Raw genomic sequence first — 26,333 nt, forward strand, 5'->3', positions numbered from 1 at the left:
TGGCTATTGGAGGAGAGGGGAATGCCAGGCCGACTTAACGTGGCACCCAGCAGCCGTGCAGCGACATGCGCATGCGAAACGGGATTTTGATGCGTGCGATAGGGCCTGCTGACATGTCAGCCGAGTCCAGTACCACCAGTTCGCTGCGGCCTTCGGCAATCAGGTTGAGCAGGCAGACCACGTAGCCATCACCTTCCGGTGCCTCAGCCGAGCGTGGAATGAAAATGGGCTCCTGAAAGCATCCGCTGTCACCGGGGAACCAGGCATCGGTGACGCCCGTTGTCAGGTTGAGGTGCGCCAGCAGGTTGAAGAACTGAAACGGCATCGGCCCATTCGCCGGGTTATAGGGCCGCTGCGGATCGAAGGCGAGCAGGAACCCGTGTTCATACTGGCGTCCGATGTAGCGGTCATCGCAGCGGGGAAATTCACAGGGATAGTCCGTCAGCGCCTGGGGTTGCAGCTCATCCTGCGAGCTGTGGAGGTCGAACACCCAGCGCATCAGGCTGGCTGCCAGGGTTTCCGGCGGTGGTACGAAGCCGTCCGCCTGGGGGAAGAAATAGAAAATATTGCCGCCGGTGACCGGCATGTCCAGGTAGATTTTTCCGTCTGCGTCGAAGGCATTCAGGGTATGGCCCTGGAAGCCGTCTTTGGGCCCCTTGAACCAGCGCACGTCCCGCGCGTGCCCATGGCGGGGCACCACGGCAAACAGCTGGGGCAGGTCGGGCTGCCACTGGAAATGCTGGCCGCCGTTTTTCATGCGTTCGACGTCCACCGTCAAGGGGATCAGTGGGAACACCACGTAATGCTCGGTGACCGCGAAGTCGTGGACCATCGCGGCGTAGGGCGCCTGGAACCAGATCTCATGCAGCAGTTTCCCCTGCGGCGAAATCTCGAAATAGGCCATGTCGGGTGTGCCGTCGCCTTTGGCTTCGTAACTGAAGGCCAGCAGGTTTCCGGTGACCGGGTCGAGCTTGGGGTGGGCCGTGAAGGTCGCAGCGTCGATTTGCCCGTCGAAATTCCACTCGCCAAGGGTCTCCAGCGTCTGCGGGTCCAGCGCCCAGGGCATGGCATCCTCCTTGAGTGCCAGCAGGACGTTGTTGTGCGCGATCACCGAGGTGTTGGCGGTGGTGTTGTTTTTTGCCGCGAGCGGGTCGTTGGTGTAGGCGTTGCGGTACACGCCATTGAGCGAGCGTCCTTCACGGCGTTGAGCGACCAATCGGTCGGTCAACACGTAGCGGCGGCGCAGCGAAACCTTGCCATCGGCAAAATAAAAGCCGCTGACCAGGGCGTCGCCGTTGAAGAATATATCGGTGCCCAGCATGGGCGGGTACTGCGGGTCCGGTGACACCTGGTAAAAAGTGCCACGGATCGCCTCGGGGATCGCGCCTTCGACCTCAAGGTCATACACCTCGCCTTCGACGCGGCTGGGTGTGTACAGCGCCCCGGAAAATTCGGGGGTGTTGGGGAATGGAGTATTCATCGCTTCATCTCATGGATCGGTTTCGTTAATAACATTCAGGCCGATTGCGTCGAGAGCGCCTGCCCACAAGGCTTCACGCCTCGACGGAAGCGAGCCACCACCAGGCACGAGATGATCAAGGCCAGCACATAAGCGCAGGCGGCCAGCCAGCCCACCGCGCGAAAGTGTCCATCACCCACCACCAGCGCGGCGCCAAAGGGGCCAAGCCCTTGGCCGACGAAAATCGCGGCGTTGCCCAGGCCCGCCAATCGACCGGAGGGGTCCAGTTCGGCGGCCATCGAAAGCAGGTACGGCAAGCTGAAAAACCACACCATATGAATCAGGCAAGCCGTGGTGGCGAACGCAACGGTACTGTCGCCGTAGACCATTATCAGCGTCGCCAGCAAGGCGGTGCCAAAGCTCAACAGTTGCGGGAACAACAAGCCCAGGCGTCGTCCGATCATCCCGGAGAGTCCCGCCCCCAGGGCGCCGGCCAGGATGCTGCCACCGAGGATGGCGCCGATTTGCTGGGGCTCCAGGCCCAGACTCTTGCCGATTCGCTCCTGATACACCCACAGGGCGGAATGCCCGAAAAACAACAGCGCAAACAGTGCGATCAGCAGCATGGAGGTCAGCCCGAACGGCCGGGCTGCACCGTGGGCAATGCGATGGGCGTCTGAGTAGTGCCTGGGTATTCTCCAGCAACCCAGTGCGGCAAGCAGGCTGGTGATGGCCAGCAGGAAAAAGGCACCTTGCACGCCAAACGCCTGCAAGAGCAGCGGCATGGACGTCACCAGCAGCATGCCCCAGAGCAGGTTGCCGATATTGATCACGGCAAATGTCGCGTCTTTTGACCTGCGCAGCGCAGCGGTTGCATACACCACCGCCATGACCGCGCCACCGCTGGCACCGCAGATCACCCTGAAAACCACCAGCCACGCCTGGCTGTGAAGCTGGGTGCTGACCAGGTTGCCAGCGGCCAATATCAACAAGGCAACCAGAGCAAAGCGGCGGCGGTCGACACGTGCCATCAGCAGCGCACATACGCCGCAGGCGATGGCCATCGCGATCAGCTCGGCGGCGAAAATCACGCCGATGGCATTGAGCGGCACACCCAGCTGATCAATCAACGCGCCACCCAGGATCGGCTGGATCTGCAGCGTGCCCAGGGAAATGACCATCATCAGGCAGATAGCGCCCAGTGATTTCTTGCTGTCGATGGAGTTGAGCGCATTCATCAAACATCACCTCAGTCAGAACTTGTGAACGTAGCGAACCTGCACGGCGTAATCGGTTTTGCTGCGGTTTTCCACGCCGGTCTCTTTATAGGTATTGAGCCAGAAGGCCTTGTCCTCGGTTATTTTCCAGAACAGGCCGGGGCCGATGCCGAGCACCTTCTCGCGAGAATTGCTCAGGCGATCGCCGTTGGCCTGGTCATCTGAAATCTGCCTGAAGTAATAGCCGTTGATCCCGACCGAGACCTTCGGGAACACCTCGTACGAGGCCGTGAAGTTGGCCCAGGCCGACTGCCCTGCCTGGGTGTCGCGCACCGGTCGCCCTTCATAGAACTGTGCCGAACTGCTGGCCGGGTCGTCGTTCTTGAAGTTGTACAGGTAGTTCAAGCGCCAACTCACTTCCCAACGCGGTGCCGGCATCAAGGTGGCAGCCCAGTAGGGGTTGAAGGAGAAGTAATTGGAGCCGGGGTTCAAGTCCTTGTGTTTGTCGTACTTGCCGGTGGGCAGGATCGTATCGAAGGCCACGCGCTGCACAAACACGGGCCGGCCCTCGGCGTTGACGATCGGGTCGAACTGGATCTGCGGGCCGACGGTGACGTCACCCAGACCGACCCCGTTGTCCTTGAGCTTGACACCGTTGTCGCCAAAGTCGCCGTCCAGGGAGACCACCGGGACCAACAGGCTCCAGCCCAGGTGCGCGCCGCCACCGATGGTGTTGGGTGAGTAATAGCTGAATTGGTTGATCAGGGTAATGACATTGATTTTCGGGTTATCGAAGTTGCGGTTGTCTTTGCCGGCATTGTCACGAATGCTGCTGGACGTACTGAACTTCAGGTAGGTCTGATGCGTCAGCCCGGGTGGCCCGGCGAAGCCGTCGTAGAAGCTGGTGCCGCCCAGGTTGATACCGCTGGGCTGGCTGACGGAAGGCGGAGGAGGGCCCTCAGCAGCCTGGGCGGCAAGTGATACGAAGCTGAAAGCCAGGCACGCTGGCAAGGATGCGTTCAGTTTCATTGACGTCGCTCTATTATTGGAGTTGTGAGCTGGGGTTGCTTCCCCTGGCGCTTCAACTTTAATTCTTGAGCTTTGCTGTTGCTTGAACGCAGCGGTCAGAGTTGACTGAGAGCGCCAGGTTGATGGCGCTATGGTTTGTGGCGCACGTGACGCCTGGTGTGCCTTATGGCATTCAGGAGGGCAGTGATAACAACCAGGCGCTGACTGTTTTGAACGCCGCAAGGCACAGCGCTCAATGCGCCCCACTGGGACCGACTTCGCCCAAAGCAGGGCCGACACCGGAAGTTCGAGGCCCCGGGCTCGCTATCGTTGTCCTGGGGCCATCCGATCATTTCAGCAGTGGTCTTATTACCTGCGGTTCTCGCTTACCACCACTAACCCCATGATGACGGCCGCCGCCAGCATGCCTGCGGTCATGAAAATATAGGCCGCTCCCGGATTGCCTGTCAGGCCGATGAGGTAGCCGACGATCCACGAACCGAGAAACGCGCCCAGCGCGCCACAGGCATTGATCAGCCCGATGGCGCCACCGAATACGTTGGCCGGCAGCAACTCCGGAATCAACGCAAAGAAGGGGCCGTAAGGTGCGTACATCGCCGCCGCCGCAATGGTCAGCAGAGTGAATGACAGCCAGAAGTGCGTCGAACCCAGCAAGTAAGAACCCAGAAAAGCCAAGGCGCCGAGGGCCAGCAGCGGCCAGACGAACAGCTTACGCTGCCCGGTTTTGTCCGAGGCCCAGGAGACCGCCAGCATGGTCACTACTGCGGCCACGTAAGGCACGGCACTCAGCCAGCCGGTGGTGACGATGTCAGACGCCGAGGCCTGCTTGATGATCGATGGCAGCCACATGATGAAGCCGTACACGCCGATGCTCCACAGTGCATGCACCAGACACAGCTTGATCACCAAGGGTGAGGTAAATGCCTGACGGTAGTTGCGCATCACCTTCATGTTTTTTTGTTCGTCGGCCAGCGTGGCGGCCAGTCGGTCTTTCTCCTCGCGAGTCAGCCAACTGACTTCCTCGGGTTTATCCCGCGCCAGACGCCACCAGACAAACGCCCAGAGCACCGCCGGCGCGCCTTCGATAATGAACATTTCTCGCCAGCCCCAGGCGTGGATCAGGTAGCCGGAAACCACCGACATCCATAACACGGTGATCGGGTTGCCGAGGATCAGAAAGGTATTGGCGCGTGAGCGTTCCTTGCGGGTGAACCAGTTGCTGATGAAGATCAGCATCGCCGGCATCACTGCCGCCTCCACCACCCCGAGTGAGAATCGAATGATCATCAGCATCGGGATATTGGTCACCAGGCCCGTGGCCATGGCGCAGAAGCCCCACAGGATCAGGCTGCAGAACACCAGTTTGCGCACGCTGTAGCGTTGGGCATAGATGGCGCCGGGCACTTGGAAGAAGAAATAGCCTAGAAAGAACAGCGAACCGATCAGCGAGGACGTGCCCTTGCTGATGTTCAGGTCTTGCTCGATGCCGGAGGCGGCGGCGAAGCCGTAGTTGGCCCGATCGAGGTAGGCCAGGCTGTAAGTGATGAAGATCAGCGGGATCAGGTAGAGCCAGCGTTTGATCGCAAAACGCTCGGACTTGGACCCGCGGGTGGCACGGGTGTCTCCTGCCGAGAGAGCAGTCTCTTTGATGGTGTTCATGAATAGCCCTTCATTATTGTTGTAATCGAGGGTGTTGCATTCAGGTGCAGCGGATCAGCGCCGGGGCCTTGGCGCAGACGCCAGGCGAGGGGTGACCGACGTCGCCCCCGGGACCTTTCAGGGACGCGCCGCCGTGCCGTCCGGCAGGCGTGCATTGGTCCAGCTTGGAATGCCGCCCTGGCACGGATAGCGCTTGGCTTTTTCCTCGTCGATGTCCACGCCGATACCCGGCCGGTCACTGAGGTAGGCGTAGCCACGGTCGATTTCCGGGCAGCCAGGAAAAACGTCCAGCAGATTGTCGTTGAGCGGGGTCCATTCCTGGATGCCGAAGTTGGTGGTGCTCAGGTCCAGGTGCAGGTTGGCGGCCACGCCGACCGGCGAGATATCGCCCGGGCCATGCCACGCCGTGCGCACACCGTGGAACTCGGCGAAGGTGGCGATTTTTTTCGCCGGTGTAATGCCGCCGACCGTGCTGACATGGCAGCGGATAAAGTCGATCAGGTTGTTCTGGATCAGCGGCTTGAATTCGTTGACGTTGGTGAACAGTTCACCCATGGAAATCGGGGTCGAACTCTGCGCGCGCAGGGTTTTCAGCCACTCGATGTTTTCCGGTGCAACAGGGTCTTCGAGGAAAAACAACTGGTGTTGTTCGAGGTTCTTCGCCAATTGCACGGCGGCGATCGGCGACACGCGTTCATGCACGTCGTGAATGAACTCGACACCGAAACCCAGCTTGTCGCGCAGGTGATCGAACAGTTTGGGCACGGCACGCAAGTAGGCATCCGGATCGAAGTAGATACCGTGGGTCTTGTTGCGCGGTGAGATTTTCGGTTGGATGTTTTTCGCCCTGGCCAGCTTGCCGGCAATCAGCTTCAGGTCCTCGGTGCCAGAGCCTCCGTACATGCCCATCTGGCAGCGCACGTGCTGATAGCCTTCTTCCATGGCTGCGCGAATGCTGTCTTCCACTGCGACTTCATCTTCACCGTCACAGTGGCGGTACAACGGCACGCCATCGCGGCAGCGGCCACCGAGCATCTGGTAGACCGGCAACCCGGCGACCTTGCCCTTGATGTCCCACAGCGCCATGTCCACACCGGACAGTGCGTTGTTCATGATCGGCCCGGAGCGCCAGTAACCGCTGACGGCCGCCGACTGCCAGATGTCTTCGGTGCGCAGCGCATCCTTGCCGATCAGGAAGGGTTTCATGTACTGCTCGATGGCCGCCTCGACCGCGAAGATACGCTGGGTAAACGTTGCACAGCCCAGGCCGTAGAGCCCCGGCTGGTTGGTTTCCACTTTTACCACCACCAGATCAATGCCGCCTGGCGCGGTGAGAATCGTTTTTACATTTGTGATTGTTATGGATTCCATCTCGCTCTCCCATTGAGCTGTCGTTTGCTTATGTCTTGAATCCGTCGCCGGCATTGTTGCGTGACTCGATGAGCCGTGCCTCGTTGATCGCGTCTACGTTGTTGGCCATCGCCTCGTTGAGGGTCTCGGCCGCAGCCACGGCGTCATGGTTTTTAATCGCCATGTAGACCTTGATGTGCGCATTGACGCTTTCCAGGGTAACCCCCAGTACGCGATTCAACTCTTCGAGGTAATACAGGTAGATGTGCCGGATCGAATCCATGGCATGGATGAAGATCTTGTTGTGCGAGGCCTTGACGATGGCGTAGTGGAAGTCAAAGTCGGCCTGGGAATAGCGCTTGTAATCGTCCTTGTTCACCAGCATCCGGTTCAGGGCCGCTTCCAGCAGGGCGATGTCGTCGCTGGTGGCGTGCTTGACTGCCAGTTCCATGCAGCGAAACTCCACTGCCTCGCGAAACACCCGCATGTCTTCGAATTCTTCCTGGGACAGATGCATGATCGGCTGGCTGTCATTGAGCACGCCGTGCTGCTCAAGGTCCTTGATGACGAAGGTGCCCTTGCCTTGATGCGTTACCACGATGCCCAGGCCGCGCAACCGCTGGACCGCGCTGCGCACACTGACCCGACTCACGTCGAAGGTGGCGATCAGCTCGGATTCGGAGGGCAGCTTGCTGCCGGGCGGCCAGAGACCCTCCAGAATGTTGTGCTTCATCTGCTCGTAAACAGCGTTGACGGTGTTTTGCGTTTTGACGATTTCACGGTTCATTTTTGTGGTTTTCAACTCGTCACATAAGTTTGATTCTTTTAGCACCTTCCGCCAATAAATCTAAGAAGTAAATACATTGAAGGGGAGAAAGTGGATTTTTTTCTTGATTATTGCGCCGATTCGAGATCAGGATAGCCTCAGGTTGTCCCATGAGTTCGTATTTTTACGGCCAACTTATTAGTTAAGTTGTGGCGTCGCCAGGCGTATCGGGGCTTTGTTCCAAGAATAAAAAACGCTGAACACCGAGGAAATCATGTCATCACTTTTCGATTTGAGCGGACGCACCGCACTGATAACCGGTTCCACTCGCGGCCTGGGTTTCTCCTACGCACTTGGGCTTGCAGAGGCGGGTGCCACGGTGATCCTCAATGGCACCGACGCGGCGCGTCTGGAAGACGCCGTCGGCCAGCTCACTGCCAAGGGGTATCGCGCCACGGGTCATCTGTTCAATGTCGCGGATGAAGCGGCGGTGGAGGCGATGTTCCGCGAACTCGACAGCCAGGGCGTGCTGGTCGATATCGTGATCAACAACGCAGGTATCCAGCACCGTCAGCCGATGCTCGAGTTGGCGCTGGCCGATTGGCAGCGAGTGCTGGACGTCAACTTGACCAGTGCCTTCATCGTTGGCCGGGCGGTGGCCAAGCGTCTGGTGGCCGCTGGGCGTGGCGGCAAGATCATCAACATCGGCTCCCTGACCAGCGAAGCGGCCCGCGCCACGGTTGCGCCTTATACGGCTGCCAAGGGTGGCATCAAGATGCTGACCAAGGCCATGGCCGCTGAATGGGCGCAGTTCAATATCCAGTGCAACGCCATCGGGCCGGGTTACATCCTGACCGAAATGAACGCGGCCCTGGTGGACAATCCGGACTTCGATCATTGGGTTAAAAGCAGCAACCCGACCCAACGCTGGGGGCGCCCCGATGAGTTGATCGGCACGGCGGTCTACCTCTCATCCCAGGCCTCTAACTATGTGAGCGGCCAAATTATTTATGTCGATGGAGGCTGGCTGGCCACGCTCTGATCGGGGCCGTTCGATAAGGCGAGCATTGCCTGTTCGCCATGCCCGCGGGCGCAAGCACTTACCTGATAAATACAAATAAATAGGTAGAGCGATGAAACCCACACGCGCAAGACTTTCGGTCTTGGCCATGCTGTTTGTGGTCACGGCAATCAACTATATGGACCGCGCCAACCTGTCGGTGGCCGGCTCGGCGATTCAAGGCCAGTTCGCCTTGTCGCCGACCCAGTTGGGCCTGCTGTTTTCGATGTTCACCTGGTTCTACGCCATGAGCCAGGTGCCTGTCGGCTACGTACTCGACCGCGTGGGGCCACGACGCTTGTACGGCAGCGCGATTATCCTGTGGAGTGTGTTCACATTTGTCATGGGCTTCGCTTCCCATCATATGTTCGCCACCGCGTCGGCGTCGTTTGTGATGCTGCTGGTCTGCCGCGCGCTGATCGGCGTCGCTGAAGCCCCATCGTTTCCTTCCAACACCAAGATCATCGCCAACTGGTTCCCCGACCATGAGCGGGCGCGAGCCACTGCGGTCTATTCGAGCGCGCAGTACATTGGCCTGGCGGTGCTGACGCCGGTGCTGTCTTACATCGTCGCCACCTGGGGCTGGGAAGCGTCCTTCTACCTCTCTGGGGCAGTGGGCATCGTCTTCGGCATCTATTGGTTGATCGCCTATCGCGATCCCCAGCACAGCACCAAAGCTAATCAGGCAGAACTGGACATGATCCGCGACGGTGGTGGCTATGGTTCGGCCAACCAGCGAGGCAACAGCACCAGGGTCAACTGGCCGGACGTACGCCACGTGCTGCGGCAGCCGACGGTGTGGGGGTTGTTTATCGCTCAGTTCGCCGCGTCCTCGACCCTGTATTTCTTCCTCACCTGGTTCATCGTTTATCTGGAAAAAGGCCTGGGCCTGTCGATTGCCACCGCCGGGATCGGCGCCATGTTCCCGTATCTGATGGCCATGTGCGGCGTGCTGTGTGGCGGCGTACTCAGCGATATGCTGCTCAAGCGCGGTCATTCGCGCACCAAGGCGCGCAAGATTCCGGTGATGTGCGGGCTGGCGGTAACGACCAGCATTTGCCTGGTGAATTTTTTCGAAGACCAGCCGGTGATTGCCATCGCGATTCTGTCCGTGGCGTTCTTCGCCAATGCCTTCTCCAATCTTGGCTGGGTGGTGTGCAGTGACGTCATTCCACGGCACCTGATCGGCACGCTGGGCGGTTTTTTGAATATCTTCGGCAATTTGTCGGGGATCATCAGCCCGATTGTTATCGGGGTGATTCTGGAGCGCACCCACAGCTTTCAGTACGCCATGTTTTACATCGCCGCCGTGGCATTGATGGGGCTGCTCGCTTACACCTTTCTGGTGGGCAAGATCGAAGTCGTCGAGCTGCCAAACAAGCAATCCACATCCGCACCTGAATCCGACCGCCCGCTGGGCAAACCTTCCCAGGCATGAGGTAAATCGCAATGGCTATTCAAACAATCGAAAACCGCGCCTGTGTCGCCTACGGGATCAAGGACGTACGCCATACATCGCTGCCCCTGGCGTACTCCGACGAGGAGCAGGTCCTGGTCAAGGTCAGTCGCGGTGGGATCTGCGGCTCCGATATTCATTATTACCAGCATGCCAAGGCGGGCATGTCGATCCTCAAGAACCCGCTGGTGCTGGGGCACGAGTTCATCGGGGTGATTGCCGCCGTGCCCACGGGCAGCACGCTGAAGGTCGGGCAGCGGATTGCAGTCAACCCGTCGCAGCCGTGCAACCGCTGCGCACTGTGCCTGGAGGGCAAACAGAATGTCTGCCGCAGCATGAAGTTCATGGGCAGCGCGCAATTCAACCCCCATGTGAACGGTGGTTTTTCCGACTACGTCGCCGTGACTGAGCAGCAATGCGTGCCTTACGCCGACAGCTCCAAAGACAGCGTGATGGTGTTCGCCGAGCCGTTGGCTGTCGCCATTCACGCGGTGCATCAGGCCGGTGACCTGGTGGGCAAAAAGGTCCTGGTCACCGGCTCCGGCCCGATCGGGTGCCTGGTGATGGCGGCCGCGCTCAAGGCGGGTGCCGCCGAAGTGGTTGCCACCGACATGAGCGAGCGCTGCCGCGAACTGGCCCTGCAAATGGGCGCGACGCTCGCCGTGGACCCGACCGACACCGCACGCACCGCGTCATGGGCCGAGGAGGGTGGGTACTTCGATGTCTGCTTCGAAGCCTCCGGTTCACCGGCAGCCATCGCCTCCACGGCAGCGTTCACGCGCCCCAAAGGCACGGTGGTGCAAGTGGGCATGGGCCACAACACGGTCGAGATGCCGCTGGGCCTGCTGCTGGTCAAAGAAATCAAATTGGTCGGCTCGTTCCGTTTTATCGACGAATTCACCACATCGGTGCGTTGGCTGGAGAGTGGCCGTATCGATCCGCTGCCGCTGCTGTCCGCTGAGTTCAGTCAGCACCAGGTGGTTGAGGCATTGGAGCTGGCCGGCGACAAAAGCAAGGCGGCGAAGGTGCAACTGATCTTCGCTTGAACACCGTTTTACGCCTCGGCCCCTCCCATGCGAGGGGCTGTTTATGAACCGCATCGGATAATTGAACGTCATGACTTTCATAGCGCCGCCCCAAGCGCCTCTGCGTATTGCCCTGATCGGCGAATGCATGATCGAACTGCAACAACGCTCTGACGGCCAGCTACACCAGAGCTTTGGCGGCGATACGCTGAACACGGCCGTTTATTTGCGTCGTCTGGTCGCTGCCAAATGGCAGGTGTCTTATGTCACGGCGCTGGGCGATGACAGTTTCAGCGATGCCATGTGTGCCGCCTGGGCCAGTGAGGGGCTGGACCTTTCGCTGGTGCAGCGTCTGCCGGAACGCCTGCCGGGATTGTATTGCATCCAGACTGACGCCCAGGGCGAAAGGCGTTTTTTGTATTGGCGCAACGAAGCCGCCGTCCGCGAGTGTTTTACCCATGCTGCGGCTGCGCAGGTATTGACGGCGCTGGACGACTATAGCGTGTTCTATCTAAGCGGCATCACACTGGCCGTGCTCGGTGAAGCGGGACTTGATCGTGTGTTGCCGCGATTGATCGCGGCGCGTGCGCGCGGCGCCAAACTGGTATTCGACAATAACTACCGGCCCCGCTTGTGGCGCGACCGTCAGCAGGCGACAGATACCTATCAACGCCTGCTGCCTCATCTGGATCTGGCCTTGTTGACCCTTGACGATGAGCAGGCCCTGTTCGAGGAGGACGACGTCGAGTCGATCTTCAAACGCTACCGGCAAATGGGGGTGAATGAGGTGGTGATCAAGCGCGGTGCGCAGAGCTGCCTGCTTCAGTACCAGGGGGCGTTGCACGAAGTCGCTGCGACCAGGGTTGCCAGGGTGATTGATTCTACCGCCGCCGGTGACGCGTTCAGTGCCGCTTACCTGGCCTGTCGGCTGCAAGGAGGCATACCGCAGCAAGCAGCTGCCGAAGGTCATCGACTGGCCGGGCGAGTCATTCAGTACCCGGGGGCAATAATTGCACGGGAGGCAATGCCTGGATTTACGCAATAGACGCTTCGGCGTGTTTTTTCGTTTGGCGCGTGGTTGACCACCACTGGTGCGGTTGAACGGCCGACGCCGGGAACGACCCACTACGCCTGCAAGTCTACCTGTATCTACTCATCGGTAAGGTACAGCGCTATGGATAAGACAATCACCGTGGATCAACTGGCGACGGCCGACCTTGGATCAATCAACGAGATATGGCTGGGCGAGACGCATACCCAGCTGTGCCTGTGGCGTGGTGGACAAGTCTTCACTCACGAAATGATGAGCGAGGGCACGCACGACCAGAATGTCCAACGCCTGTGCTTGCAGTTGGTCAACCCTGACGATCAGGCGGCAGTGGCCAGCGTTGAGTTGATCGTGCGCGAACGGTTGAAAAAGATGGGGAAGGAGGGCGAGTTTTATCCGGCTGAAGAGGCGGACACTCACCAATAGTCAGTATTTGGCGTTTGCATTATGGTCACTACGCAGAAGGTCATGGGCGTTCTGGATGCAATCAACGGCCGGTGGAGCAGGGGGACGATGCGCTTGGCCGGCGTGCTTATCGATCCGGATTGGAGCATGCGAAGAGAGATGATGAGCCAACGTTTCACGACCCGTGTCGATCAGCTTTGGACTGTTTACTGCCGGTAGATACGGTCCAGGCACGGGATTTCTATTCTCCCAGTAGCTGAACTTACTCTTCCTATGGGATTCAATTCATGACCCCGGACGCGTGTCGACAGGTTTACCAGTTCATGCACATGTCTTTTTTGGTGTAACGTAACAACACATCTAGAAGAGGTTTCCCATGTCTAAACTCGCAGAATTTCGTCAACTCGAAAAACACCTGGCTGAGCAACTTCAAGCGCTCGAAGCGCTTAAAGGCGACGCCGGTCTAAAGAAAGAAATTGAATTTGAAACCAAGCTTCGCGATTTGCTCGCAAAGTATGGCTATAGCCTCAAAGACGTGATCAACCTGCTCGATCCACAATCCAAGGGCCGCGCTACTGCACCGGCGCCAAAAGCGGGCACCCGCAAAGCTCGTCAGGTGAAGGTTTATAAAAATCCGCACACTGGAGAAACCATTGAAACCAAAGGTGGTAATCACAAAGGCTTGAAAGAGTGGAAAAGCAAGCACGGCGCTGACACGGTTGAGTCCTGGCTGACCAAGTAAACTTCGCTTGAACACAAAAAGGGCTTAAAGAGCCCTTTTTTTTATTCAGGATTTGAGTGATTTGCTGCGTCTGCAGCGCTCCGAGCAATAGCGTACTTGGTCCCAGCAACGGGCCCATTTCTTTCGCCATGTGAACGGAAGCCCACAGGTAGCACAGGTTTTGACTGGAAGCTCTGACTTTTTCAAGAGGCGTCCTTGATATTAAATTCGTATGCCCTTACCTGATCAACCCGTGAAACGGTGCGCATCTCAAGCGCAGATCAGCAGTCCTGAAACTCAAGACAATAGCTATCTTTTCATGAACTTACTTCGAGCGTCTTACATAAGTCCTCCAAGACAAGAGGAGAGAGGTCGTGTCTAAGCTTCATCCAGAAAATCGTGAGAATAACTCGACATTCAAAAACTTTAAAATCCAGTGGGCGTTGATGAGCGCCTATGAACGCTTCGAGCAATTGGTGGTGCTGACGCTGAGCCTGATCATAGCGCTGGTGATCGTTATCGCCGTGTTGCAACTCTGCAGGAATGTAGTGCCCCTTCTGATAGGGGGAGCCATTGATCCGCTGGATCACAACGCATTCCAGGCACTATTCGGCTCCATTTTCACGGTATTGATTGCCTTGGAATTCAAGCATTCGATAGTGCGACCCGCCCTCAGGCGAAACAGCGTCGTGCAGGTCAGAACGGTACTGATGATTGCGTTGCTGGCCCTGAGCCGAAAATTTGTCATCCTCGATTCGGCCGTCACTCCGGCTTCGACCATCGCGGCGCTAGGTTTCGCGACGCTGGTACTGGGCCTGCTTTGCTGGCTTTTGCGGCACCGCGACCTGTCTGAGTAGCAAGCGCCGCCCTCAAGCAGCTGACGCATTCGCTCGCTGCAGGCGCGTTCTGGCGAGAGAAAATCGCTTCAGACCTGCGCCTGCGCGGCACGCTGTGCGCAAGGTTTTCACCCAAGATTTTGAGTTGGAAAATTTTTTTCGAGATGCCCTTGAAAATGTTTTGGCAGCACCTATTTTCGGTTTTACGCGATGCCGCAAACGGGTCGCGTCTTAAATCACTTGGAGAAAACTCAGGAGATTTTGCTATGGCTACTACTCTCTCTTTGGCCCCTCTGTTTCGTCAGTCTGTGGGTTTTGATCGCTTCAACGACCTGTTTGAATCGGCGCTTCGTAGCGAGGCCGGTAACACCTATCCACCTCATAACGTCGAGAAACACGGTGATGATCAATACCGCATCGTGATTGCAGTGGCGGGCCTTACTGAGGAGGACATAGATATTCAGGTTGAAAATGGCGTATTGAACGTTTCTGGTGGAAAACGTGAAAACGACGAGAAGGTGACTTACCTTCACCAAGGGATTGCGCAGCGGGCCTTCCGCTTGTCCTTCCGGCTGGCTGACCATATCGAGGTGCAGGGTGCATCGCTGACCCATGGTCTGTTGGCAATCGAGCTGCTTCGAGTGATTCCCGAAGAAGCCAAGCCAAAACGCATCCAGATCGGTACCGCCGGCAAGCCAGACCAGCGTCAAGTAAGCCTGCAATGATTCCCTTTAAGGCGCTCTTCGGAGCGCCTTTTTCTTATTGGCGTTTAATGCGCGATGACGTCAGTGCTGATGCGGCGTGTTCGTCGGATCAACGATCTGGAAAACCTTGCCCTGACGCCACGCATCCGCGCCTGGCGCAACGGCGGGGGCCGGTATGTCCACTCGCGCGTTCTTCTTTTGCGCGCTATCGACGCCGAATCGACGATCCCGATCTGCAACCATCTGAGGGTCTGCCTGCCCATCTGCTGTGAAACCCATCATGAGCTGGGGCACGCCCAAGGGCAGGTCTTTATTGAGATCGGTATGCCAGGTATGCCACGTCTTGCCATAGGTATGGACGAGTTTTTCCATCAATGCATGCTCGGCTACTTCAGGGATGCCGGGCGCTATGAGCTGACCTGATTTCACTTCGTGAACATGACTGTGCCAAAGCGCTTGCTCGGCTTTGGGCAGACCGGCAAACAATTGTTCGCTGATGATGTACTCGACCCCCATCAGTTTGGCGTCCTTGCGATTGCCATCGTAGATCACACACTGGATGACTTCCTCGTTGAGGATGGCGCAGTAATGGTGGGCCTCCATCTGGGCATTCATATGGCCGTTATAAAAATGGAAGCCATCCAGGTAGGCATTCAATGCGTCTATCGGCGGGCGTGATTGAAGCAGTGCGGCGCCTGCATCCAGGGACTGCGTAGTGGGCGATTTGGTATCCCCCGGCGCGACGACATTAGAGGGCGAGTTGTTGCCCGCACAGGCGGCGAGCAATGGAGCCAGCACCGCCGCGCACAGCGTGTTGATCCCATAGGGTTTGCAGATTGCGCTCATTGGAGAGTCCCTTCAGTCGATTTCATTGTGTGCCTGCCAGGCTGCTTGAAAAGGGTTTTGGCACACCATTCGATTACAGCGCTTTGGATATCCATCGGGCAGCGTCATACGGCTGTTAAAAAACTGGATGGGTTGTGGGAAATCACGGCCTGGAGGCGACTTCCTCTAAATGCTGCAAAAGATCTTGCGGGTCCTCGTACACCCTCAGCGCTCCGGCTCTTTCAAGCTCGCTGATATCGTAGCCACCGGAAAGCAAGCCGACGCCTGTCGCTTTGCAGCGCCTTGCCGCAAGCATGTCCCATATGGCATCTCCCACTACCACACAATCCTCAATCGGCACGTTGAGCTTGCGCGCTGCGGCAAGGAAAAGATCTGGATCCGGCTTGCCGTATTTAACATCGTCGCGGGTGATTATATTGATCTCGTTAATATCCAAGCCAAGCGCTTCTAGATTGATCTTGGCAGTAGACAAACCGCCGCTGGTGGCGATGCACCACTGTTTATTTTCTTCAGTCAGTGTTTTTAATAACTCGACTGAACCTGGAAGTGCCGTTATCTGGCCTTTGAGGGCCTCGTAGGCAGCGGCATGTTTTTTACTTAACGTCGCGCCTTGCGCTGCAGTAATGGTTACACCCGTTTCACGCGACAGGGTCTTTAACATCAGCCCTCCGCTCATGCCGATCTTGCGATGGATACGCCACATAGCCAGCGGGATGCCCTCGGAATCAAGAGCCTCTTTCCACGCCGCCACGTTTTGGTAAACGCTGTCGGTGAGCGTGCCATCGAGGTCGAATATAAAAGATGTTTGAGGTCGCATGGCGTGTCTCCAGGTTGATAGCTGTAATGTTCGTGACGGGTAGTTCGTTGGCAGTTTGAGATTAAGCGGTCATTGTTTTTTCAATTCGTTCATCATCAGCGGGCCGCTCTAACGCGACCCCCATTGCCTATCTCCCGTCAATCAAAGCTTGGCGCATACCGTTCTGAAACGTGAGGCCGCCACGCGTTCATTATTTCGTCGGCGACGGGTGTGTGTTCACGCCACACCGGCTGCCAACCAAAAGGGATTGCTCGCCGTTGTGCCGTACGGTCCCGATACAAGATTGCGGAAAACCTGGATCTGCAAAGGCGACACCCAATCGGTCAGTCGATTTCGACACAGCAAAAATTTGAACCGCCGCTGAACACGCTTACCTAACGATTAGCTTGTGACGAATTGCACAGGCGATTTGCCAATATCGGCATACTCCGAGAGGTGGGCAACGTGGCTAAAGACGAGAAGAAAAGCAAAGGTGACGCTTCGAAAGCCAGCAAGGAATTGAAAGACAAAAAGTCCTCACCCGCAAAAAAATCCGCAGCAGCATCGGCTCTTTCAAAGTCTTCCGAGAAGAAAGACAAGAAAAAAGAGGCCGAACCGAAGAAATCTGTAAAAGCCGAACCAAAGAAGTCCGTAAAAAAAGCGGATAGCAAGCCAGAAAAGGCGAAGAAGTCAGAAAAATCCGAGAAGTCAGAGAAGTCGCCGAAAAAGAAAAAGTGATACCTGCTAGGGCTTTATGCCCTAGCTTCTTCACGCGGGTTTGTCTTCGATAAAGGCGGCGGCTCAAAAGGCCGCGCGCCAATCCCGAGTTGCCATCCCATCACGCAGGGCTCCCTGCAAAAAACGGCCTGCGTAGCAGCGTCCGTTTCATGAACGCCATCAACCCATCCACGGCAGTCGATAACAGGATGACCAGCCGAAAATCCCGCCTGCATCGCTATCCGCCCCTGAGCCCATCGCCTCGATGGCCACCTTGTTTTTTGCTTGGCCGCGTTGAATGACCTCAACGCCTGGTAAGGCAATGTCGAATCCGTTTTTTCAAACGACCTGAAAGCCTTCCTCATATTGAAATGTTTAAAGTGGTTTAATGTTTATGTCGACCCGCGATGGAATCGCAACGGTCGGCTTTCCATTGACCTCTGTCATTGATCCACCCAAGGAGCTACACCATGCAAGGAAGTATGAAGTTCAAGCACCTCGCGTTTCTGTTGATCCCGCTCGTTGCCGCCTGTACCACACCGGATAGAAACCGCGAATCTGCAGTCATTGCCCAGCCTCAGGCTCAGCCACAGCAGGCGTTGCAGTTCGACAACTGCGCGGTGGGCTGTCCGGCCGGCGGCAGCCCTCTGACGTTGAACCGTCAGGCCTACACGCTGAACAACAACGGCTCGACCAAGTTTGCCAACTGGGTCTCGTACAAAATCACCAAGGACACCCCGGCGAGCGGACGCCCGCGCGATTGGAAGACGGATCCGGACATTCCGGCCGGGGAAACGCTCGACCCGGTGGATTACAACGGCGCGAATGTCGCGCTCAAAGTCGACCGTGGCCATCAGGCCAACCTCGCCTCCATGGCGGGCGTGCCTGACTGGCAGACGCTCAATTATTTGTCCAACATCACCCCGCAGAAGTCCGACCTCAACCAGGGGCCCTGGGCGCATCTTGAAGATCAGGAGCGCAACCTCAGCAAGCAGGCGGGCGTCGACCAGGTGTATGTCACCACCGGGCCGCTGTATGAGCATTTTGTCGGCACGCTGCCGGGCACAAACAAAGTGCACACCATTCCCAGTGGCTACTGGAAAATCATCTTTGTCGGCAGCTCGCCCGAAAACGGTGTGTACGCATCGTTTGTGATGAACCAGGAGACGCCCAAAGGCGCCAACTTCTGCGACTACCAGGTCACCGTGAACCAAATCGAAGAGCGTTCGGGGCTGACCTTCTGGAGCAATTTGCCGCAGCCGGTGCAGGCTGCGCTGAAGGCGAAGCAGGGCCAGTTGCCGGGCCGTATCGGCTGTAAATAACCCTCACACAAAGCGCCTATGCGGAGCAAAACGCGTAGGCGCTTTCGCAGGGCAGACCGAACCGTTGGTCTGCATAAACCAACACCCACTGAACCCCGGGTTGCCGACAGTCCTCCACACCCCTGTGTGTTCTGAAAAGACAATGAGGGGTGTGGCATGAAAGCAATCAGGATTGAGCGGTTCGGCGGCCCCGAGGTCATGCAGCTACGCGATGTCGAAGTGCCGGAACCGAAAACGGGCGAAGTGCTCGTGAAGAATTTTTTTGTGGGTATCAACCCGGTGGACTACAAGATTCGCCAGGGCCAATACCCCGAGGTCAAGCAGGACAAACTGCCGTTGACCCTGGGCCGCGAATTGGCCGGTGTGGTCGAGAAGGTCGGGCAGGGTGTCAGTGATTTCAAACCGGGCGACCGGGTCTTTGCAATGATCGGCGCCGATGGCGGCTACGCCGAATATGCCCGCGTGCCTGCCGCGCATCTGGCGCGCATTCCGGCCGCGCTTGATTGGCCGGTCGCCGCCGGTGTGCCACTGGCGGGCCATACCGCCTGGCAGGCGTTGGTGGAGCATGGCCACATCGAGCAGGGGCAAAAGGTCCTGATCCACGGTGGCACCGGCGGTGTTGGGCACTTCGCCGTTCAATTTGCCAAGGTCAAGGGCGCGCAGGTCTACGCCACGGCATCCACCGACAGCCTGGCGTTTTTGCGTGAGCTGGGCGTGGACCGTGCGATTGACTACAAGACCGAGCGTTTCGAAGACATCTGCCAGGACTTTGACCTGGTCATCGACCTGATTGGCGGCGATACGCAAGCGCGCTCATGGCAGGTGCTGGGCGAGGGCGGGCGGCTGGTGTCGACCTTGACCCAGCCCGATGCCCATCATCCACAGGCCGCGGGCAAGACCGGTACGCGGTTTACGGCGGCGCCGCGCGGCGCAGAGTTGACCGAGATTGCCGGGTTGATCGAGGCCGGCAATGTGCAGGTCTATATCGCCAGGCAGTTCGAGCTGGCGGCGGCAGTAGAGGCATTGGACTTTCTGGCCAACGGGCATGTGCACGGCAAGGTGGTCCTGCACGTGAGCGATTGAGGAGGCTGCATGAGCGATCAGTTGAGGCGACCTGAAGGCGCCCCTACCGGGCAGAAAGTACGCCCCGAGACGGTGAAACGAAGTGACAAATCAGGAGACCCGAATGTCGCCCGGCCCTGGGAGCCTGATGTCAATCAGGGCGCAGTTGCCCCCGGCGGACCGTCGAAGGATCCAGAGTCGGGTGCATGAGGCCAGCAAGCCAGCCCTGCCGTGACAGGGCTGGCGGCTGACTAGTTGCGCATCGCCCGCTGTATTCGCATCCATTCTTGATGCGCGGCGGCGCGTTGTCTGTCGGCGGTCTGCTTGGCCTGGCTGAAGCGTGCCCAGGTCGCCGTGTCACCGCTGTAGGATTCGATGATGTTGTAGGCCGCCGCTTCGAGTCGATCGGCTTCGAAAAACATCTCGGTGGTGTGCGCGATTTGGTCATCCCACGCCTGTCTCGTGGAGTATTGAAGGGTTTGACGGGTCATTGCGTGAGTTCCTCCATCCATTGAATCTCTGCTGCGCTGTTCCAGCGCACGTGAGTAATTCCATATTGCTCGGCCATCGGCTTGGAAACGCGCTTGAGCGTGTTCTGGCCAAATTTGGGTATCACTGCGACGCCGGCGTCGCAGCTGGCCCAGTGCCAGGCCTGGGCGTTGTCCATCTGCGGCGCGCGAACGATGAAAGACTTCGGCACCCCGTGAAGCTGATACTCGATGGTAAATAGATCGCTCGCTTTCATGAGGCCTCCTGTTGCTCATGAAGTACAGATATTTGGCGTCAAAGAAGATTCAAAAAAGTTGTCTGACAATTCGATGGCCGTGCTGGCGACACTCGCACGTGTCAGTCGTCCACGGTAAAGGTCACCCAACCCGGGCCGTCATTCGCTCTTTCGATTTCCATAATGACGCCGCCAATCGAGGTGCCGTCCGGCAGGTTGACCGCGACAAAGTTGGGGTGACCGGGCCATTGCAGGGGCTTGTCGAAGCTCAGGCGCGCAATCGTCGGCTTGCCGCTGCTGGTCAATTGGATGTTCACCGACTCATTGAGGTGTTCGTCTGAGCCGGTTCCCAGGTGACGTGATGCAGTAATGACGCTGGCAATACCTTGATAATCGTAGGACATAACGGGCTACCTTCTGTGGTGACTGCGAATTCAACAGTGTCGATTTTTGACCCTGCTGTTCATTCGATAGTTGCGCGCAAGTCAGACCAATGTGCACACACGGCGCCCGCGTCGCCCTGAACCGGGTCTTGCTGTGGAAACGCCAGGCCGGCAATGCTCTGCAGCTGCGCGTCGCTCGGTGCCTCGCGGCCTATATCTGCGTGCTGGCCGGGCGGGTAGGCGCCAACCACCTGAAAGTCTTCACTGCAACCGAGATTGCAATGACCGGTACCGGCGGGAAGCAGCAACACGTCGCCTGGCTTCACCGACACCACGTGGCCATTGGGCCCGCCGAGCATCAGGCGAGCATGACCACGGGCGACGCCCAATACCTCATGCCCTTCGCAATGGTAGTGATGGTAGTCGTAGACCCCGTCCCGCCATTGTGGCGGCCAGCCGTTTGCCGAAAACGTCTGTTCAAACAGCGCCGCCGGATCACTTCCTGTTACGGGGATGGCGTTTGGGTAAATGATCACCGGCAAGCGCGGGTTGTTCGGCACCCAGCCGTTGCGTTCGAGCAGCAAGGTCTTGACCGTACCTGCCGATGGATGCGCGTTTTTCATGCCGTGTTCTCCTGCACGCATTAACAGTGCAAAGCCGCTGAGCGCCAGTGTGGCGCGCCGATAAACTATCTGAGCGGCCACGGCCTAGGGACGTTCCAGAAACTTTAAACCTTCGTGATAAGCGAGGTGTCGATAGCTGGAGACACTTCGCCAGGTAGAGGGAACGTCAATGATAGGGATTGTGATACCTGCCCATAACGAGCAAAGGCATATCAGTGATTGCCTGGCTTCGGTGCTGCTTGCCATTGAACATCCGGCATTGCAAAACCAGCGCGTCGAGGTCCTCGTGGTGCTGGACGACTGCTCGGACCAAACAGGCGCGCGGGCAACCGCACTGGGCGTGGCAACGCTTGACGTCTGCTTTAGAAACGTCGGCCAGGCCAGGGCGGTCGGCGCAGAGCAACTGCTGGAGGCCGGTGCCCAATGGCTGGCCTTCACCGATGCCGATACGCTCGTGCCGCAGGATTGGCTGGTGCGCCAGCTCGCGTTCGGCACCGATGCGGTGTGTGGCACCGTCGAAGTGGACAGCTGGAGCGAGTACGACGAAGTCGCACGCTCTCGATACCTCGCCCTCTACCAATTTGTCGAAAACCATCGGCATATCCATGGCGCCAACCTGGGCCTGAGTGCAGACGCCTATCGCAACGCCGGCGGGTTTCAGCATTTGGTTGCCCACGAGGACGTGCGCCTGGTGGCTGACCTGGAAAGGACCGGCGCGCGAATTGCGTGGACAGCCACCAACCCGGTGATCACCAGTGCGCGCCGCGATTACAAATGTCGGGGCGGCTTCGGCGAGTACCTGGCTTCGCTCATGCCTGGCACGGGCCACGTGGTGAGCGAGCCCTGCGCGAGTGCAAACTTCACGCTTGGGGCCGGGTGACCTCGGGTGCTTATCGACTGGGTGCAATGGCCCGCGATGGTCGTGACGGTGATCTCGGCCTGGTTCATCGGCTCTCAACGGCCTCGCCGGCGCATGTTCGCGTTTTGGGGCTTCATCCTCAGCAACGCCTTATGGGTGGCTTGGGGCTGGCACGCGAATGCCTATGCGTTGATCGTGCTCGAGTGCACGCTGCTGGGCATGAACGCGCGCGGCTTCAGGAAGAATCAGCGCACACACCGGGCGTCCGAATGACCCGGATCACTGATTCTGGAAGTTCTTTTTAAACCCGCGCAGGTTCATCAAGCCCAGGCAGATCTGCAGCACGATCAGCGCATAGGCATCAGCGTAAGCGCCCCAGACAACCCACAGAATATTGCTCAAACAAAAGCACACGAACCCCGCCATTCTGCGCGAGGGGCGCTGAGAGCCGATCAGCCACGCCGCCAGAACCGTCACCAGCATTGCTGGCCACTGCACCCAATCCAGATTACTCAAACCCGCTTCCTTAATTGCCAGACCCTTTAATAGGAAGAGGGCGGGTGGGATGAATGATTCAGTTTTTTTAACCCGCGTAACGTCCCAACCACTCGTCAGCTATTGAGCCTAATAGTTGAACGAGCGCGGCTGCGCTCCGGCCAGATAAATCATGTGTGGACCGATAACAGTCTGACGCCTGGCAAGGCCTTGCGCTTTCACCCACCTCACTAACAGGTAAACGATGATGAAGACGTTATATAGATGCTTGGGGCTGTGCAGTGTGTTGATGCTGCACGGCTGTTTTGACAGCGCCAATAACACCACCAAGGACAACACCAGCGGTAGCAAGTCCTCGGTGCAGATGCAGGAAGGCAAGTCACAGGAAAGCCAGTAAATTCCGTGAGGTCCGGGCTGTCGCGAGCAGCCTGGACTGCACCGCTTACAATGATAAAAAGGGTGATCGCGATGAATTGCCTCATTTGTGTGGGAGTGGCCGAACGGGTTTCCTGTGACGGCCCGTGGGAAGAACGCGACTGCCCGGACTGCGGGCGTTATCGGGTGGCAGACGAACTGATCCTGGCGTTGATGGACAACGGCCAGATCTTCGATATTGCCAAGACGCGTGACTGGCTGCACAGCCGGCGTGCCGAGGGCGCTACACCGTGCATTCAATTGCATGAGGCGCTGCTTGTGTTGTGAGGGCCACGGGCTTTAGTCGCTGTGGTCTTGCCCTGTGTCGCAGTCTGATTACAGGCTGCTTTGCCGTGCCCGCCGGAGCAGGTCGCGCGCGTGGTCCACACGCAACAGCAGGTTCATAGGCTTCTGGTCGATGATGATTTGCGCCACGATCAGCCCATTGTTCATCGGCGCAGTCACCCGCCAGTACCTGCCAGCCACCCACATGCCGCATCAGCACATCCAGCAGCAACAGGTCAGTTTGAGTGCCAGCTGCATTTGCAGCGCGCGGCGTTATTGTGCGCAGCCCAGATACAGTTTCATGGGAGGTTTTGTTTAGGAACGATGGAGGCGGGTGTTTTTTTCCTGAAGGGAAGGCGGATTGACGTGCGATACGTAAAAGTCCAGTATGGAATTATAAGTACAAAAAATGCGTCAACCCTGCTTTTATTTCTTCACGCTTGCCAAACCAACAATAACTTGCGAGACCTCAATCATGAAGAAACACACGCTTATCACCGCCCTGGCCCTCAGCCTGCTCGCTTCCAGCCATGTGCTGGCGGCCGAAAAAACCTTGCGCATCGGCATTGAGGCGGCGTACCCACCGTTCGCCTCCAAGACTCAGGATGGCAAGATCGTCGGGTTCGACTACGACATCGGCAACGCCTTGTGCGCGCAGATGAACGTCAAATGCGTGTGGGTCGAGGGCGAATTCGACGGTCTGATTCCTTCCCTCAAAGTGAAGAAAATCGACATGGCCCTGTCGTCCATGACCATCAATGAAGACCGCAAGAAGTCGGTGGACTTCACCCACAAATACTATTTCACCTCCTCACGCCTGGTGATGAAGGACGGCGCAGCCGTGGATGACCAGTACGCCAGCCTCCAGGGCAAGACCGTCGGGGTGCAGCGCGCCACGACCACCGACCGTTATGCCACCGAGGTGTTCGAGCCCAAGGGCATCAACGTCAAGCGCTACAGCAACAACGAAGAAATCTACATGGACCTGGCATCAGGGCGCCTCGATGCGATCTTTGCCGACACCATCCCGCTGAGCGACTTTCTGTCGATGCCACGTGGCAAGGGCTATGCCTTTGTCGGCCCTGAACTCAAGGACCCGAAATACGTGGGCGAGGGCGCCGGGATTGCGGTACGCAAAGGCAATACCGAACTGGTCGGCGAGCTGAACGCGGCCATCGACGGTATCCGCGCCAATGGCGAGTACCAGAAGATTTCACAGCAGTATTTCAAGTCCGACATCTACGGCGACTGGCGCCTCAAGCCGGCGTGCCGACTCCCCGCAGGGGCCGGCACGCCGGCTCGTGCGACGGGTCAGCCCTTCAATTCCTTGAGGTGTTTGTAAACCGTCGCCCGTCCCATGCCCAGCACATTCGCCACATAGTTCGACGCGCTCTTGCCCTTGAACGCGCCTTCGGCATGCAGCGCCAACACCAGCTCGCGCTTGTGGTCGCGCGTCAGCAGATTCAGGCTCAACTGGCGTTCGCGCATCCACGCATGCAGGAAGGTGTTGATCCGTTCCTGCCAGTCATCGCGAAACAGCGAGTCCGGCTGCGGGATCAGCTTGCTCGGCGACAGAAACAGGTCCAGCGCCGCCTTCGCGTTTTCGAACAGCGAGATATTCAGGTTGATGCACAGCACGGCAAGCCGGCGCCCTTTGTGGTCGTGCAGCACGGTGCTCAGGCTGCGGATTTTCTGACCGTCCCAGTTGAGCTTTTCGTACGGGCCGATGTTCACTTCGCTGACGTCATCGCTGAGCATGTCCTCCAGCGACGAGTCGTCACCGATAGCGCGTTTGGACAGGTTGTTGGCGATGTAATCGACCTTTTGCGTGCGCAAGTCATGCAGCACCACTTCGGCATGGGGGAAGAACAGCGTGGCGATCGCATCGGCGATCGCGCGAAAATTCTGCATGACTTTTTCTTGCTCGGCGGTGTTCATCAATGCGGCTCCAGGCGGACGGGCGAGAGCATACCAGCGTCCAGGCCGAACCGCGTCAGTGGCTCCGGCAACGGGTTACCGCGCACCAGGGCCGCGCTCGCCTGGCCCATGGCCGGTGACGTCTGGATGCCATAGCCGCCTTGCGCCGCCACCCAGAACAGCCCCGGAACCTGCGGATCGAACCCCGAGAGCAAATCACCGTCGTGGACAAAGCTGCGCAGGCCGGCCCAGGTGCGGGTCGGGCGGCGGATGGTCAGGGTGGTGGCCTCTTCGATCTGGTAAATGCCCATGGCAATGTCCAGCTCCTCAGGCTGCACATCCTGTGGCTCGACCGGGTCGGCGTTGGCCGGTGAACCCAGGAACATCCCGGCGTCGGGTTTCATGTAGAAGGCTTCGTCCAGCGCCACCAGCATCGGCCAGTGGTGGGTGTCCACACCCTCGGGCCCGGCGAAGATAAACGCCGAGCGGCGCTTGGGTTGCAGGCCGATGGACGCCGCGCCGGCCAGCCCGCCGATATGATCCGCCCAGGCGCCGGCGGCGTTGATGATGACTGGGGCGGTGTAGGTCGCGTCCTGGGTGCGCACATGCCACAGGCCGTCGGCGTCACGGCTCAAGCCCAGTACGTGGCTGTCGGTGCGCACGTCGCCGTGGTTGCGACGGATGCCGCGCAAATAGCCCTGGTGCAGGGCGTCGGTGTCGATGTCGCTGGCGGTAGGGTCAAAGATCGCGCCATGGACTTTCTCCCGCCGCAGGATTGGCAAGCGTGCACAAGCCTCGTCGGCACTCAGCCGCTCGACTTGCGGCACGGTGGCCTTGGCGCTCAGGTATTGGCTGTTGAGTTCCACCGGGTCGCCAATGAAGTCCACGGTCATCTCACCGCGGGGCGTCAGCAGTGGATGTTCGCAAAAGCCAGGCGGCGGGTTGTCGAAAAACGCACGGCTCGCCAGGGTCAGCGCGCGCACTTGCGGGGTGCCATAGGCGGCGGTGTAGAGGGCTGCCGAGCGCCCGGTGGAGTGATAGGCCGGGTGGTTTTCGCGCTCCAGTACCAGCACCTTGCCGTGCTGCGCCAGCCAGAAACCGGTAGAGGCGCCAGCAATGCCACCGCCGATAATGATGAAGTCTGCAGAGTTCATG

The 26,333-nt window shown here is 58.4% G+C and carries 31 protein-coding genes and 2 pseudogenes; 17 read left to right on the top strand and 16 right to left on the bottom strand.

Translation table 11 applies throughout. The features are described from left to right. Positions 1 to 34: 34 nt before the first annotated feature. From FPT15_RS18595 to FPT15_RS18620, 6 genes are all read right to left on the bottom strand, one after another. Positions 35 to 1,480, bottom strand: coding sequence for a carotenoid oxygenase family protein (locus FPT15_RS18595; RefSeq protein WP_145163514.1), 1,446 nt, complete (start codon positions 1,478 to 1,480; stop codon positions 35 to 37). 35 nt (positions 1,481 to 1,515) lie between these two features. Further along, positions 1,516 to 2,697, bottom strand: coding sequence for an MFS transporter (locus FPT15_RS18600; protein WP_145163516.1), 1,182 nt, complete (start codon positions 2,695 to 2,697; stop codon positions 1,516 to 1,518). Between the two features lie 15 nt (positions 2,698 to 2,712). Then, the gene (locus FPT15_RS18605) at positions 2,713 to 3,705 is read right to left on the bottom strand and encodes a transporter (protein ID WP_145163518.1); all 993 of its coding nucleotides are present in this window, start codon (positions 3,703 to 3,705) and stop codon (positions 2,713 to 2,715) included. Positions 3,706 to 4,053: 348 nt separating this feature from the next. Further along, positions 4,054 to 5,364, bottom strand: a complete 1,311-nt coding sequence (locus FPT15_RS18610) for an MFS transporter (protein ID WP_145163520.1) — start codon at positions 5,362 to 5,364, stop codon at positions 4,054 to 4,056. A 117-nt stretch (positions 5,365 to 5,481) separates the two neighbouring features. Continuing rightward, positions 5,482 to 6,735 carry an enolase C-terminal domain-like protein gene (locus tag FPT15_RS18615; protein ID WP_145163522.1) on the bottom strand — a complete coding sequence of 418 codons (1,254 nt, stop codon included), beginning with the start codon at positions 6,733 to 6,735 and terminating at the stop codon, positions 5,482 to 5,484. A gap of 28 nt (positions 6,736 to 6,763) precedes the next feature. Further along, positions 6,764 to 7,501, bottom strand: coding sequence for a FadR/GntR family transcriptional regulator (locus tag FPT15_RS18620; RefSeq protein WP_145163524.1), 738 nt, complete (start codon positions 7,499 to 7,501; stop codon positions 6,764 to 6,766). A gap of 253 nt (positions 7,502 to 7,754) precedes the next feature. On the opposite strand from FPT15_RS18620, the gene FPT15_RS18625 reads away from it, so the two are divergent. The 7 genes and pseudogenes from FPT15_RS18625 to FPT15_RS18655 all read left to right on the top strand — a co-directional run bounded on the left by FPT15_RS18625 (position 7,755) and on the right by FPT15_RS18655 (position 13,216). Continuing rightward, positions 7,755 to 8,522: an SDR family oxidoreductase gene (locus FPT15_RS18625; protein ID WP_145163526.1), complete on the top strand. Its 768-nt coding sequence runs from the start codon at positions 7,755 to 7,757 to the stop codon at positions 8,520 to 8,522. A 91-nt stretch (positions 8,523 to 8,613) separates the two neighbouring features. Continuing rightward, a complete protein-coding gene (locus FPT15_RS18630) occupies positions 8,614 to 9,978 on the top strand; it encodes an MFS transporter (protein ID WP_145163528.1) in 1,365 nt (454 codons plus the stop codon). 11 nt (positions 9,979 to 9,989) lie between these two features. Next, complete coding sequence (gene idnD / locus FPT15_RS18635; protein ID WP_145163530.1) at positions 9,990 to 11,042, top strand: L-idonate 5-dehydrogenase; 1,053 nt, start codon at positions 9,990 to 9,992, stop codon at positions 11,040 to 11,042. Between the two features lie 70 nt (positions 11,043 to 11,112). Continuing rightward, positions 11,113 to 12,066 (top strand): sugar kinase, encoded by a 954-nt coding sequence (locus tag FPT15_RS18640; protein ID WP_145163532.1) that lies wholly within the window; start codon positions 11,113 to 11,115, stop codon positions 12,064 to 12,066. A 129-nt stretch (positions 12,067 to 12,195) separates the two neighbouring features. After that, on the top strand, positions 12,196 to 12,495 hold the full coding sequence (locus tag FPT15_RS18645; protein WP_145163534.1) for a hypothetical protein: 300 nt from the start codon (positions 12,196 to 12,198) through the stop codon (positions 12,493 to 12,495). A 33-nt stretch (positions 12,496 to 12,528) separates the two neighbouring features. Then, a pseudogene (locus tag FPT15_RS18650) lies at positions 12,529 to 12,693 on the top strand (DUF4113 domain-containing protein); the annotation flags it as partial. Positions 12,694 to 12,850: 157 nt separating this feature from the next. Then, entirely contained in the window at positions 12,851 to 13,216 is a 366-nt protein-coding gene (locus FPT15_RS18655; RefSeq protein WP_145163538.1) for a histone-like nucleoid-structuring protein, MvaT/MvaU family, read from the top strand. Positions 13,217 to 13,261: 45 nt separating this feature from the next. On the opposite strand, the gene FPT15_RS18660 is transcribed toward FPT15_RS18655, so the two are convergent. Continuing rightward, positions 13,262 to 13,402: a DUF2256 domain-containing protein gene (locus FPT15_RS18660; RefSeq protein ID WP_145163540.1), complete on the bottom strand. Its 141-nt coding sequence runs from the start codon at positions 13,400 to 13,402 to the stop codon at positions 13,262 to 13,264. A 239-nt stretch (positions 13,403 to 13,641) separates the two neighbouring features. Here FPT15_RS18660 and FPT15_RS18665 point away from each other — a divergent pair, with 239 nt between their 5' ends. Together FPT15_RS18665 and FPT15_RS18670 are read left to right on the top strand one after the other, a co-directional pair. Further along, complete coding sequence (locus FPT15_RS18665; protein WP_124528285.1) at positions 13,642 to 14,052, top strand: phosphate-starvation-inducible PsiE family protein; 411 nt, start codon at positions 13,642 to 13,644, stop codon at positions 14,050 to 14,052. Positions 14,053 to 14,297: 245 nt separating this feature from the next. Beyond that, a complete protein-coding gene (locus FPT15_RS18670; RefSeq protein ID WP_145163542.1) occupies positions 14,298 to 14,756 on the top strand; it encodes an Hsp20 family protein in 459 nt (152 codons plus the stop codon). A gap of 60 nt (positions 14,757 to 14,816) precedes the next feature. Here the strand turns inward: FPT15_RS18670 and FPT15_RS18675 are convergent, their stop codons facing one another. Together FPT15_RS18675 and FPT15_RS18680 are read right to left on the bottom strand one after the other, a co-directional pair. Continuing rightward, positions 14,817 to 15,581, bottom strand: a complete 765-nt coding sequence (locus FPT15_RS18675; protein ID WP_145163543.1) for an OBAP family protein — start codon at positions 15,579 to 15,581, stop codon at positions 14,817 to 14,819. A gap of 142 nt (positions 15,582 to 15,723) precedes the next feature. Further along, entirely contained in the window at positions 15,724 to 16,398 is a 675-nt protein-coding gene (locus FPT15_RS18680) for an HAD family phosphatase (protein ID WP_145163545.1), read from the bottom strand. A gap of 435 nt (positions 16,399 to 16,833) precedes the next feature. On the opposite strand from FPT15_RS18680, the gene FPT15_RS18685 reads away from it, so the two are divergent. The 3 genes from FPT15_RS18685 (at position 16,834) to FPT15_RS18695 (ending at position 19,499) form a co-directional block, all read left to right on the top strand. Next, positions 16,834 to 17,115, top strand: coding sequence for a hypothetical protein (locus FPT15_RS18685; RefSeq protein ID WP_178119717.1), 282 nt, complete (start codon positions 16,834 to 16,836; stop codon positions 17,113 to 17,115). A 449-nt stretch (positions 17,116 to 17,564) separates the two neighbouring features. Further along, complete coding sequence (locus tag FPT15_RS18690) at positions 17,565 to 18,416, top strand: DNA/RNA non-specific endonuclease (protein ID WP_145163549.1); 852 nt, start codon at positions 17,565 to 17,567, stop codon at positions 18,414 to 18,416. A gap of 156 nt (positions 18,417 to 18,572) precedes the next feature. Further along, complete coding sequence (locus FPT15_RS18695; RefSeq protein WP_145163551.1) at positions 18,573 to 19,499, top strand: NADP-dependent oxidoreductase; 927 nt, start codon at positions 18,573 to 18,575, stop codon at positions 19,497 to 19,499. A gap of 230 nt (positions 19,500 to 19,729) precedes the next feature. Here FPT15_RS18695 and FPT15_RS18700 read toward each other — a convergent pair whose 3' ends face one another. The 4 genes from FPT15_RS18700 to FPT15_RS18715 all read right to left on the bottom strand — a co-directional run bounded on the left by FPT15_RS18700 (position 19,730) and on the right by FPT15_RS18715 (position 21,208). Continuing rightward, positions 19,730 to 19,969, bottom strand: a complete 240-nt coding sequence (locus FPT15_RS18700; protein ID WP_145163554.1) for a hypothetical protein — start codon at positions 19,967 to 19,969, stop codon at positions 19,730 to 19,732. Beyond that, positions 19,966 to 20,223 carry a DUF6555 family protein gene (locus FPT15_RS18705; RefSeq protein ID WP_145163556.1) on the bottom strand — a complete coding sequence of 86 codons (258 nt, stop codon included), beginning with the start codon at positions 20,221 to 20,223 and terminating at the stop codon, positions 19,966 to 19,968. The genes FPT15_RS18700 and FPT15_RS18705 overlap by 4 nt, the downstream gene beginning before the upstream one ends. 101 nt (positions 20,224 to 20,324) lie before the next feature. Next, the gene (locus FPT15_RS18710) at positions 20,325 to 20,606 is read right to left on the bottom strand and encodes a hypothetical protein (RefSeq protein WP_145163558.1); all 282 of its coding nucleotides are present in this window, start codon (positions 20,604 to 20,606) and stop codon (positions 20,325 to 20,327) included. Positions 20,607 to 20,665: 59 nt separating this feature from the next. After that, entirely contained in the window at positions 20,666 to 21,208 is a 543-nt protein-coding gene (locus FPT15_RS18715; RefSeq protein ID WP_218570663.1) for a cupin, read from the bottom strand. A gap of 169 nt (positions 21,209 to 21,377) precedes the next feature. On the opposite strand from FPT15_RS18715, the gene FPT15_RS18720 reads away from it, so the two are divergent. Then, a complete protein-coding gene (locus tag FPT15_RS18720; RefSeq protein WP_145163560.1) occupies positions 21,378 to 22,088 on the top strand; it encodes a glycosyltransferase family 2 protein in 711 nt (236 codons plus the stop codon). Between the two features lie 36 nt (positions 22,089 to 22,124). Continuing rightward, positions 22,125 to 22,340: a hypothetical protein gene (locus FPT15_RS18725; RefSeq protein ID WP_145163669.1), complete on the top strand. Its 216-nt coding sequence runs from the start codon at positions 22,125 to 22,127 to the stop codon at positions 22,338 to 22,340. Positions 22,341 to 22,346: 6 nt separating this feature from the next. Here FPT15_RS18725 and FPT15_RS18730 read toward each other — a convergent pair whose 3' ends face one another. Further along, the gene (locus tag FPT15_RS18730; RefSeq protein WP_145163562.1) at positions 22,347 to 22,583 is read right to left on the bottom strand and encodes a hypothetical protein; all 237 of its coding nucleotides are present in this window, start codon (positions 22,581 to 22,583) and stop codon (positions 22,347 to 22,349) included. A 226-nt stretch (positions 22,584 to 22,809) separates the two neighbouring features. Between FPT15_RS18730 and FPT15_RS29815 the strand changes: the two genes are divergently transcribed. The 3 genes and pseudogenes from FPT15_RS29815 to FPT15_RS18740 form a co-directional block, all read left to right on the top strand. Continuing rightward, positions 22,810 to 22,959 carry a hypothetical protein gene (locus tag FPT15_RS29815; RefSeq protein WP_177410134.1) on the top strand — a complete coding sequence of 50 codons (150 nt, stop codon included), beginning with the start codon at positions 22,810 to 22,812 and terminating at the stop codon, positions 22,957 to 22,959. Positions 22,960 to 23,030: 71 nt separating this feature from the next. Then, positions 23,031 to 23,264, top strand: coding sequence for a hypothetical protein (locus FPT15_RS18735; protein ID WP_145163564.1), 234 nt, complete (start codon positions 23,031 to 23,033; stop codon positions 23,262 to 23,264). 472 nt (positions 23,265 to 23,736) lie between these two features. Further along, positions 23,737 to 24,510 (top strand): annotated as a pseudogene (locus FPT15_RS18740) (ABC transporter substrate-binding protein); the annotation flags it as partial. A gap of 62 nt (positions 24,511 to 24,572) precedes the next feature. Here the strand turns inward: FPT15_RS18740 and FPT15_RS18745 are convergent. Together FPT15_RS18745 and FPT15_RS18750 are read right to left on the bottom strand one after the other, a co-directional pair. Beyond that, on the bottom strand, positions 24,573 to 25,199 hold the full coding sequence (locus FPT15_RS18745; protein ID WP_145163566.1) for a transcriptional regulator: 627 nt from the start codon (positions 25,197 to 25,199) through the stop codon (positions 24,573 to 24,575). Beyond that, positions 25,199 to 26,332, bottom strand: a complete 1,134-nt coding sequence (locus tag FPT15_RS18750) for an FAD-binding oxidoreductase (RefSeq protein ID WP_145163568.1) — start codon at positions 26,330 to 26,332, stop codon at positions 25,199 to 25,201. The genes FPT15_RS18745 and FPT15_RS18750 overlap by 1 nt, the downstream gene beginning before the upstream one ends. Between the last annotated feature and the right edge of the window lies 1 nt (position 26,333).

Origin of the sequence: Pseudomonas sp. RGB, from assembly GCF_007713445.1 — a bacterium.
GTDB lineage: Bacteria > Pseudomonadota > Gammaproteobacteria > Pseudomonadales > Pseudomonadaceae > Aquipseudomonas.

What these genes read in the sequence shown, in the direction of transcription:
- FPT15_RS18595 (WP_145163514.1), bottom strand. Translation starts at nt 1,480, where the DNA reads ATGAATACTCCATTCCCCAACACCCCCGAATTTTCCGGGGCGCTGTAC.
- FPT15_RS18600 (WP_145163516.1), bottom strand. Translation starts at nt 2,697, where the DNA reads ATGAATGCGCTCAACTCCATCGACAGCAAGAAATCACTGGGCGCTATC.
- FPT15_RS18605 (WP_145163518.1), bottom strand. Translation starts at nt 3,705, where the DNA reads ATGAAACTGAACGCATCCTTGCCAGCGTGCCTGGCTTTCAGCTTCGTA.
- FPT15_RS18610 (WP_145163520.1), bottom strand. Translation starts at nt 5,364, where the DNA reads ATGAACACCATCAAAGAGACTGCTCTCTCGGCAGGAGACACCCGTGCC.
- FPT15_RS18615 (WP_145163522.1), bottom strand. Translation starts at nt 6,735, where the DNA reads ATGGAATCCATAACAATCACAAATGTAAAAACGATTCTCACCGCGCCA.
- FPT15_RS18620 (WP_145163524.1), bottom strand. Translation starts at nt 7,501, where the DNA reads ATGAACCGTGAAATCGTCAAAACGCAAAACACCGTCAACGCTGTTTAC.
- FPT15_RS18625 (WP_145163526.1), top strand. Translation starts at nt 7,755, where the DNA reads ATGTCATCACTTTTCGATTTGAGCGGACGCACCGCACTGATAACCGGT.
- FPT15_RS18630 (WP_145163528.1), top strand. Translation starts at nt 8,614, where the DNA reads ATGAAACCCACACGCGCAAGACTTTCGGTCTTGGCCATGCTGTTTGTG.
- idnD (WP_145163530.1), top strand. Translation starts at nt 9,990, where the DNA reads ATGGCTATTCAAACAATCGAAAACCGCGCCTGTGTCGCCTACGGGATC.
- FPT15_RS18640 (WP_145163532.1), top strand. Translation starts at nt 11,113, where the DNA reads ATGACTTTCATAGCGCCGCCCCAAGCGCCTCTGCGTATTGCCCTGATC.
- FPT15_RS18645 (WP_145163534.1), top strand. Translation starts at nt 12,196, where the DNA reads ATGGATAAGACAATCACCGTGGATCAACTGGCGACGGCCGACCTTGGA.
- FPT15_RS18655 (WP_145163538.1), top strand. Translation starts at nt 12,851, where the DNA reads ATGTCTAAACTCGCAGAATTTCGTCAACTCGAAAAACACCTGGCTGAG.
- FPT15_RS18665 (WP_124528285.1), top strand. Translation starts at nt 13,642, where the DNA reads ATGAGCGCCTATGAACGCTTCGAGCAATTGGTGGTGCTGACGCTGAGC.
- FPT15_RS18670 (WP_145163542.1), top strand. Translation starts at nt 14,298, where the DNA reads ATGGCTACTACTCTCTCTTTGGCCCCTCTGTTTCGTCAGTCTGTGGGT.
- FPT15_RS18675 (WP_145163543.1), bottom strand. Translation starts at nt 15,581, where the DNA reads ATGAGCGCAATCTGCAAACCCTATGGGATCAACACGCTGTGCGCGGCG.
- FPT15_RS18680 (WP_145163545.1), bottom strand. Translation starts at nt 16,398, where the DNA reads ATGCGACCTCAAACATCTTTTATATTCGACCTCGATGGCACGCTCACC.
- FPT15_RS18690 (WP_145163549.1), top strand. Translation starts at nt 17,565, where the DNA reads ATGCAAGGAAGTATGAAGTTCAAGCACCTCGCGTTTCTGTTGATCCCG.
- FPT15_RS18695 (WP_145163551.1), top strand. Translation starts at nt 18,573, where the DNA reads ATGAAAGCAATCAGGATTGAGCGGTTCGGCGGCCCCGAGGTCATGCAG.
- FPT15_RS18700 (WP_145163554.1), bottom strand. Translation starts at nt 19,969, where the DNA reads ATGACCCGTCAAACCCTTCAATACTCCACGAGACAGGCGTGGGATGAC.
- FPT15_RS18705 (WP_145163556.1), bottom strand. Translation starts at nt 20,223, where the DNA reads ATGAAAGCGAGCGATCTATTTACCATCGAGTATCAGCTTCACGGGGTG.
- FPT15_RS18710 (WP_145163558.1), bottom strand. Translation starts at nt 20,606, where the DNA reads ATGTCCTACGATTATCAAGGTATTGCCAGCGTCATTACTGCATCACGT.
- FPT15_RS18715 (WP_218570663.1), bottom strand. Translation starts at nt 21,208, where the DNA reads ATGAAAAACGCGCATCCATCGGCAGGTACGGTCAAGACCTTGCTGCTC.
- FPT15_RS18720 (WP_145163560.1), top strand. Translation starts at nt 21,378, where the DNA reads ATGATAGGGATTGTGATACCTGCCCATAACGAGCAAAGGCATATCAGT.
- FPT15_RS18725 (WP_145163669.1), top strand. Translation starts at nt 22,125, where the DNA reads ATGGTCGTGACGGTGATCTCGGCCTGGTTCATCGGCTCTCAACGGCCT.
- FPT15_RS29815 (WP_177410134.1), top strand. Translation starts at nt 22,810, where the DNA reads ATGAAGACGTTATATAGATGCTTGGGGCTGTGCAGTGTGTTGATGCTG.
- FPT15_RS18735 (WP_145163564.1), top strand. Translation starts at nt 23,031, where the DNA reads ATGAATTGCCTCATTTGTGTGGGAGTGGCCGAACGGGTTTCCTGTGAC.
- FPT15_RS18745 (WP_145163566.1), bottom strand. Translation starts at nt 25,199, where the DNA reads ATGAACACCGCCGAGCAAGAAAAAGTCATGCAGAATTTTCGCGCGATC.
- FPT15_RS18750 (WP_145163568.1), bottom strand. Translation starts at nt 26,332, where the DNA reads ATGAACTCTGCAGACTTCATCATTATCGGCGGTGGCATTGCTGGCGCC.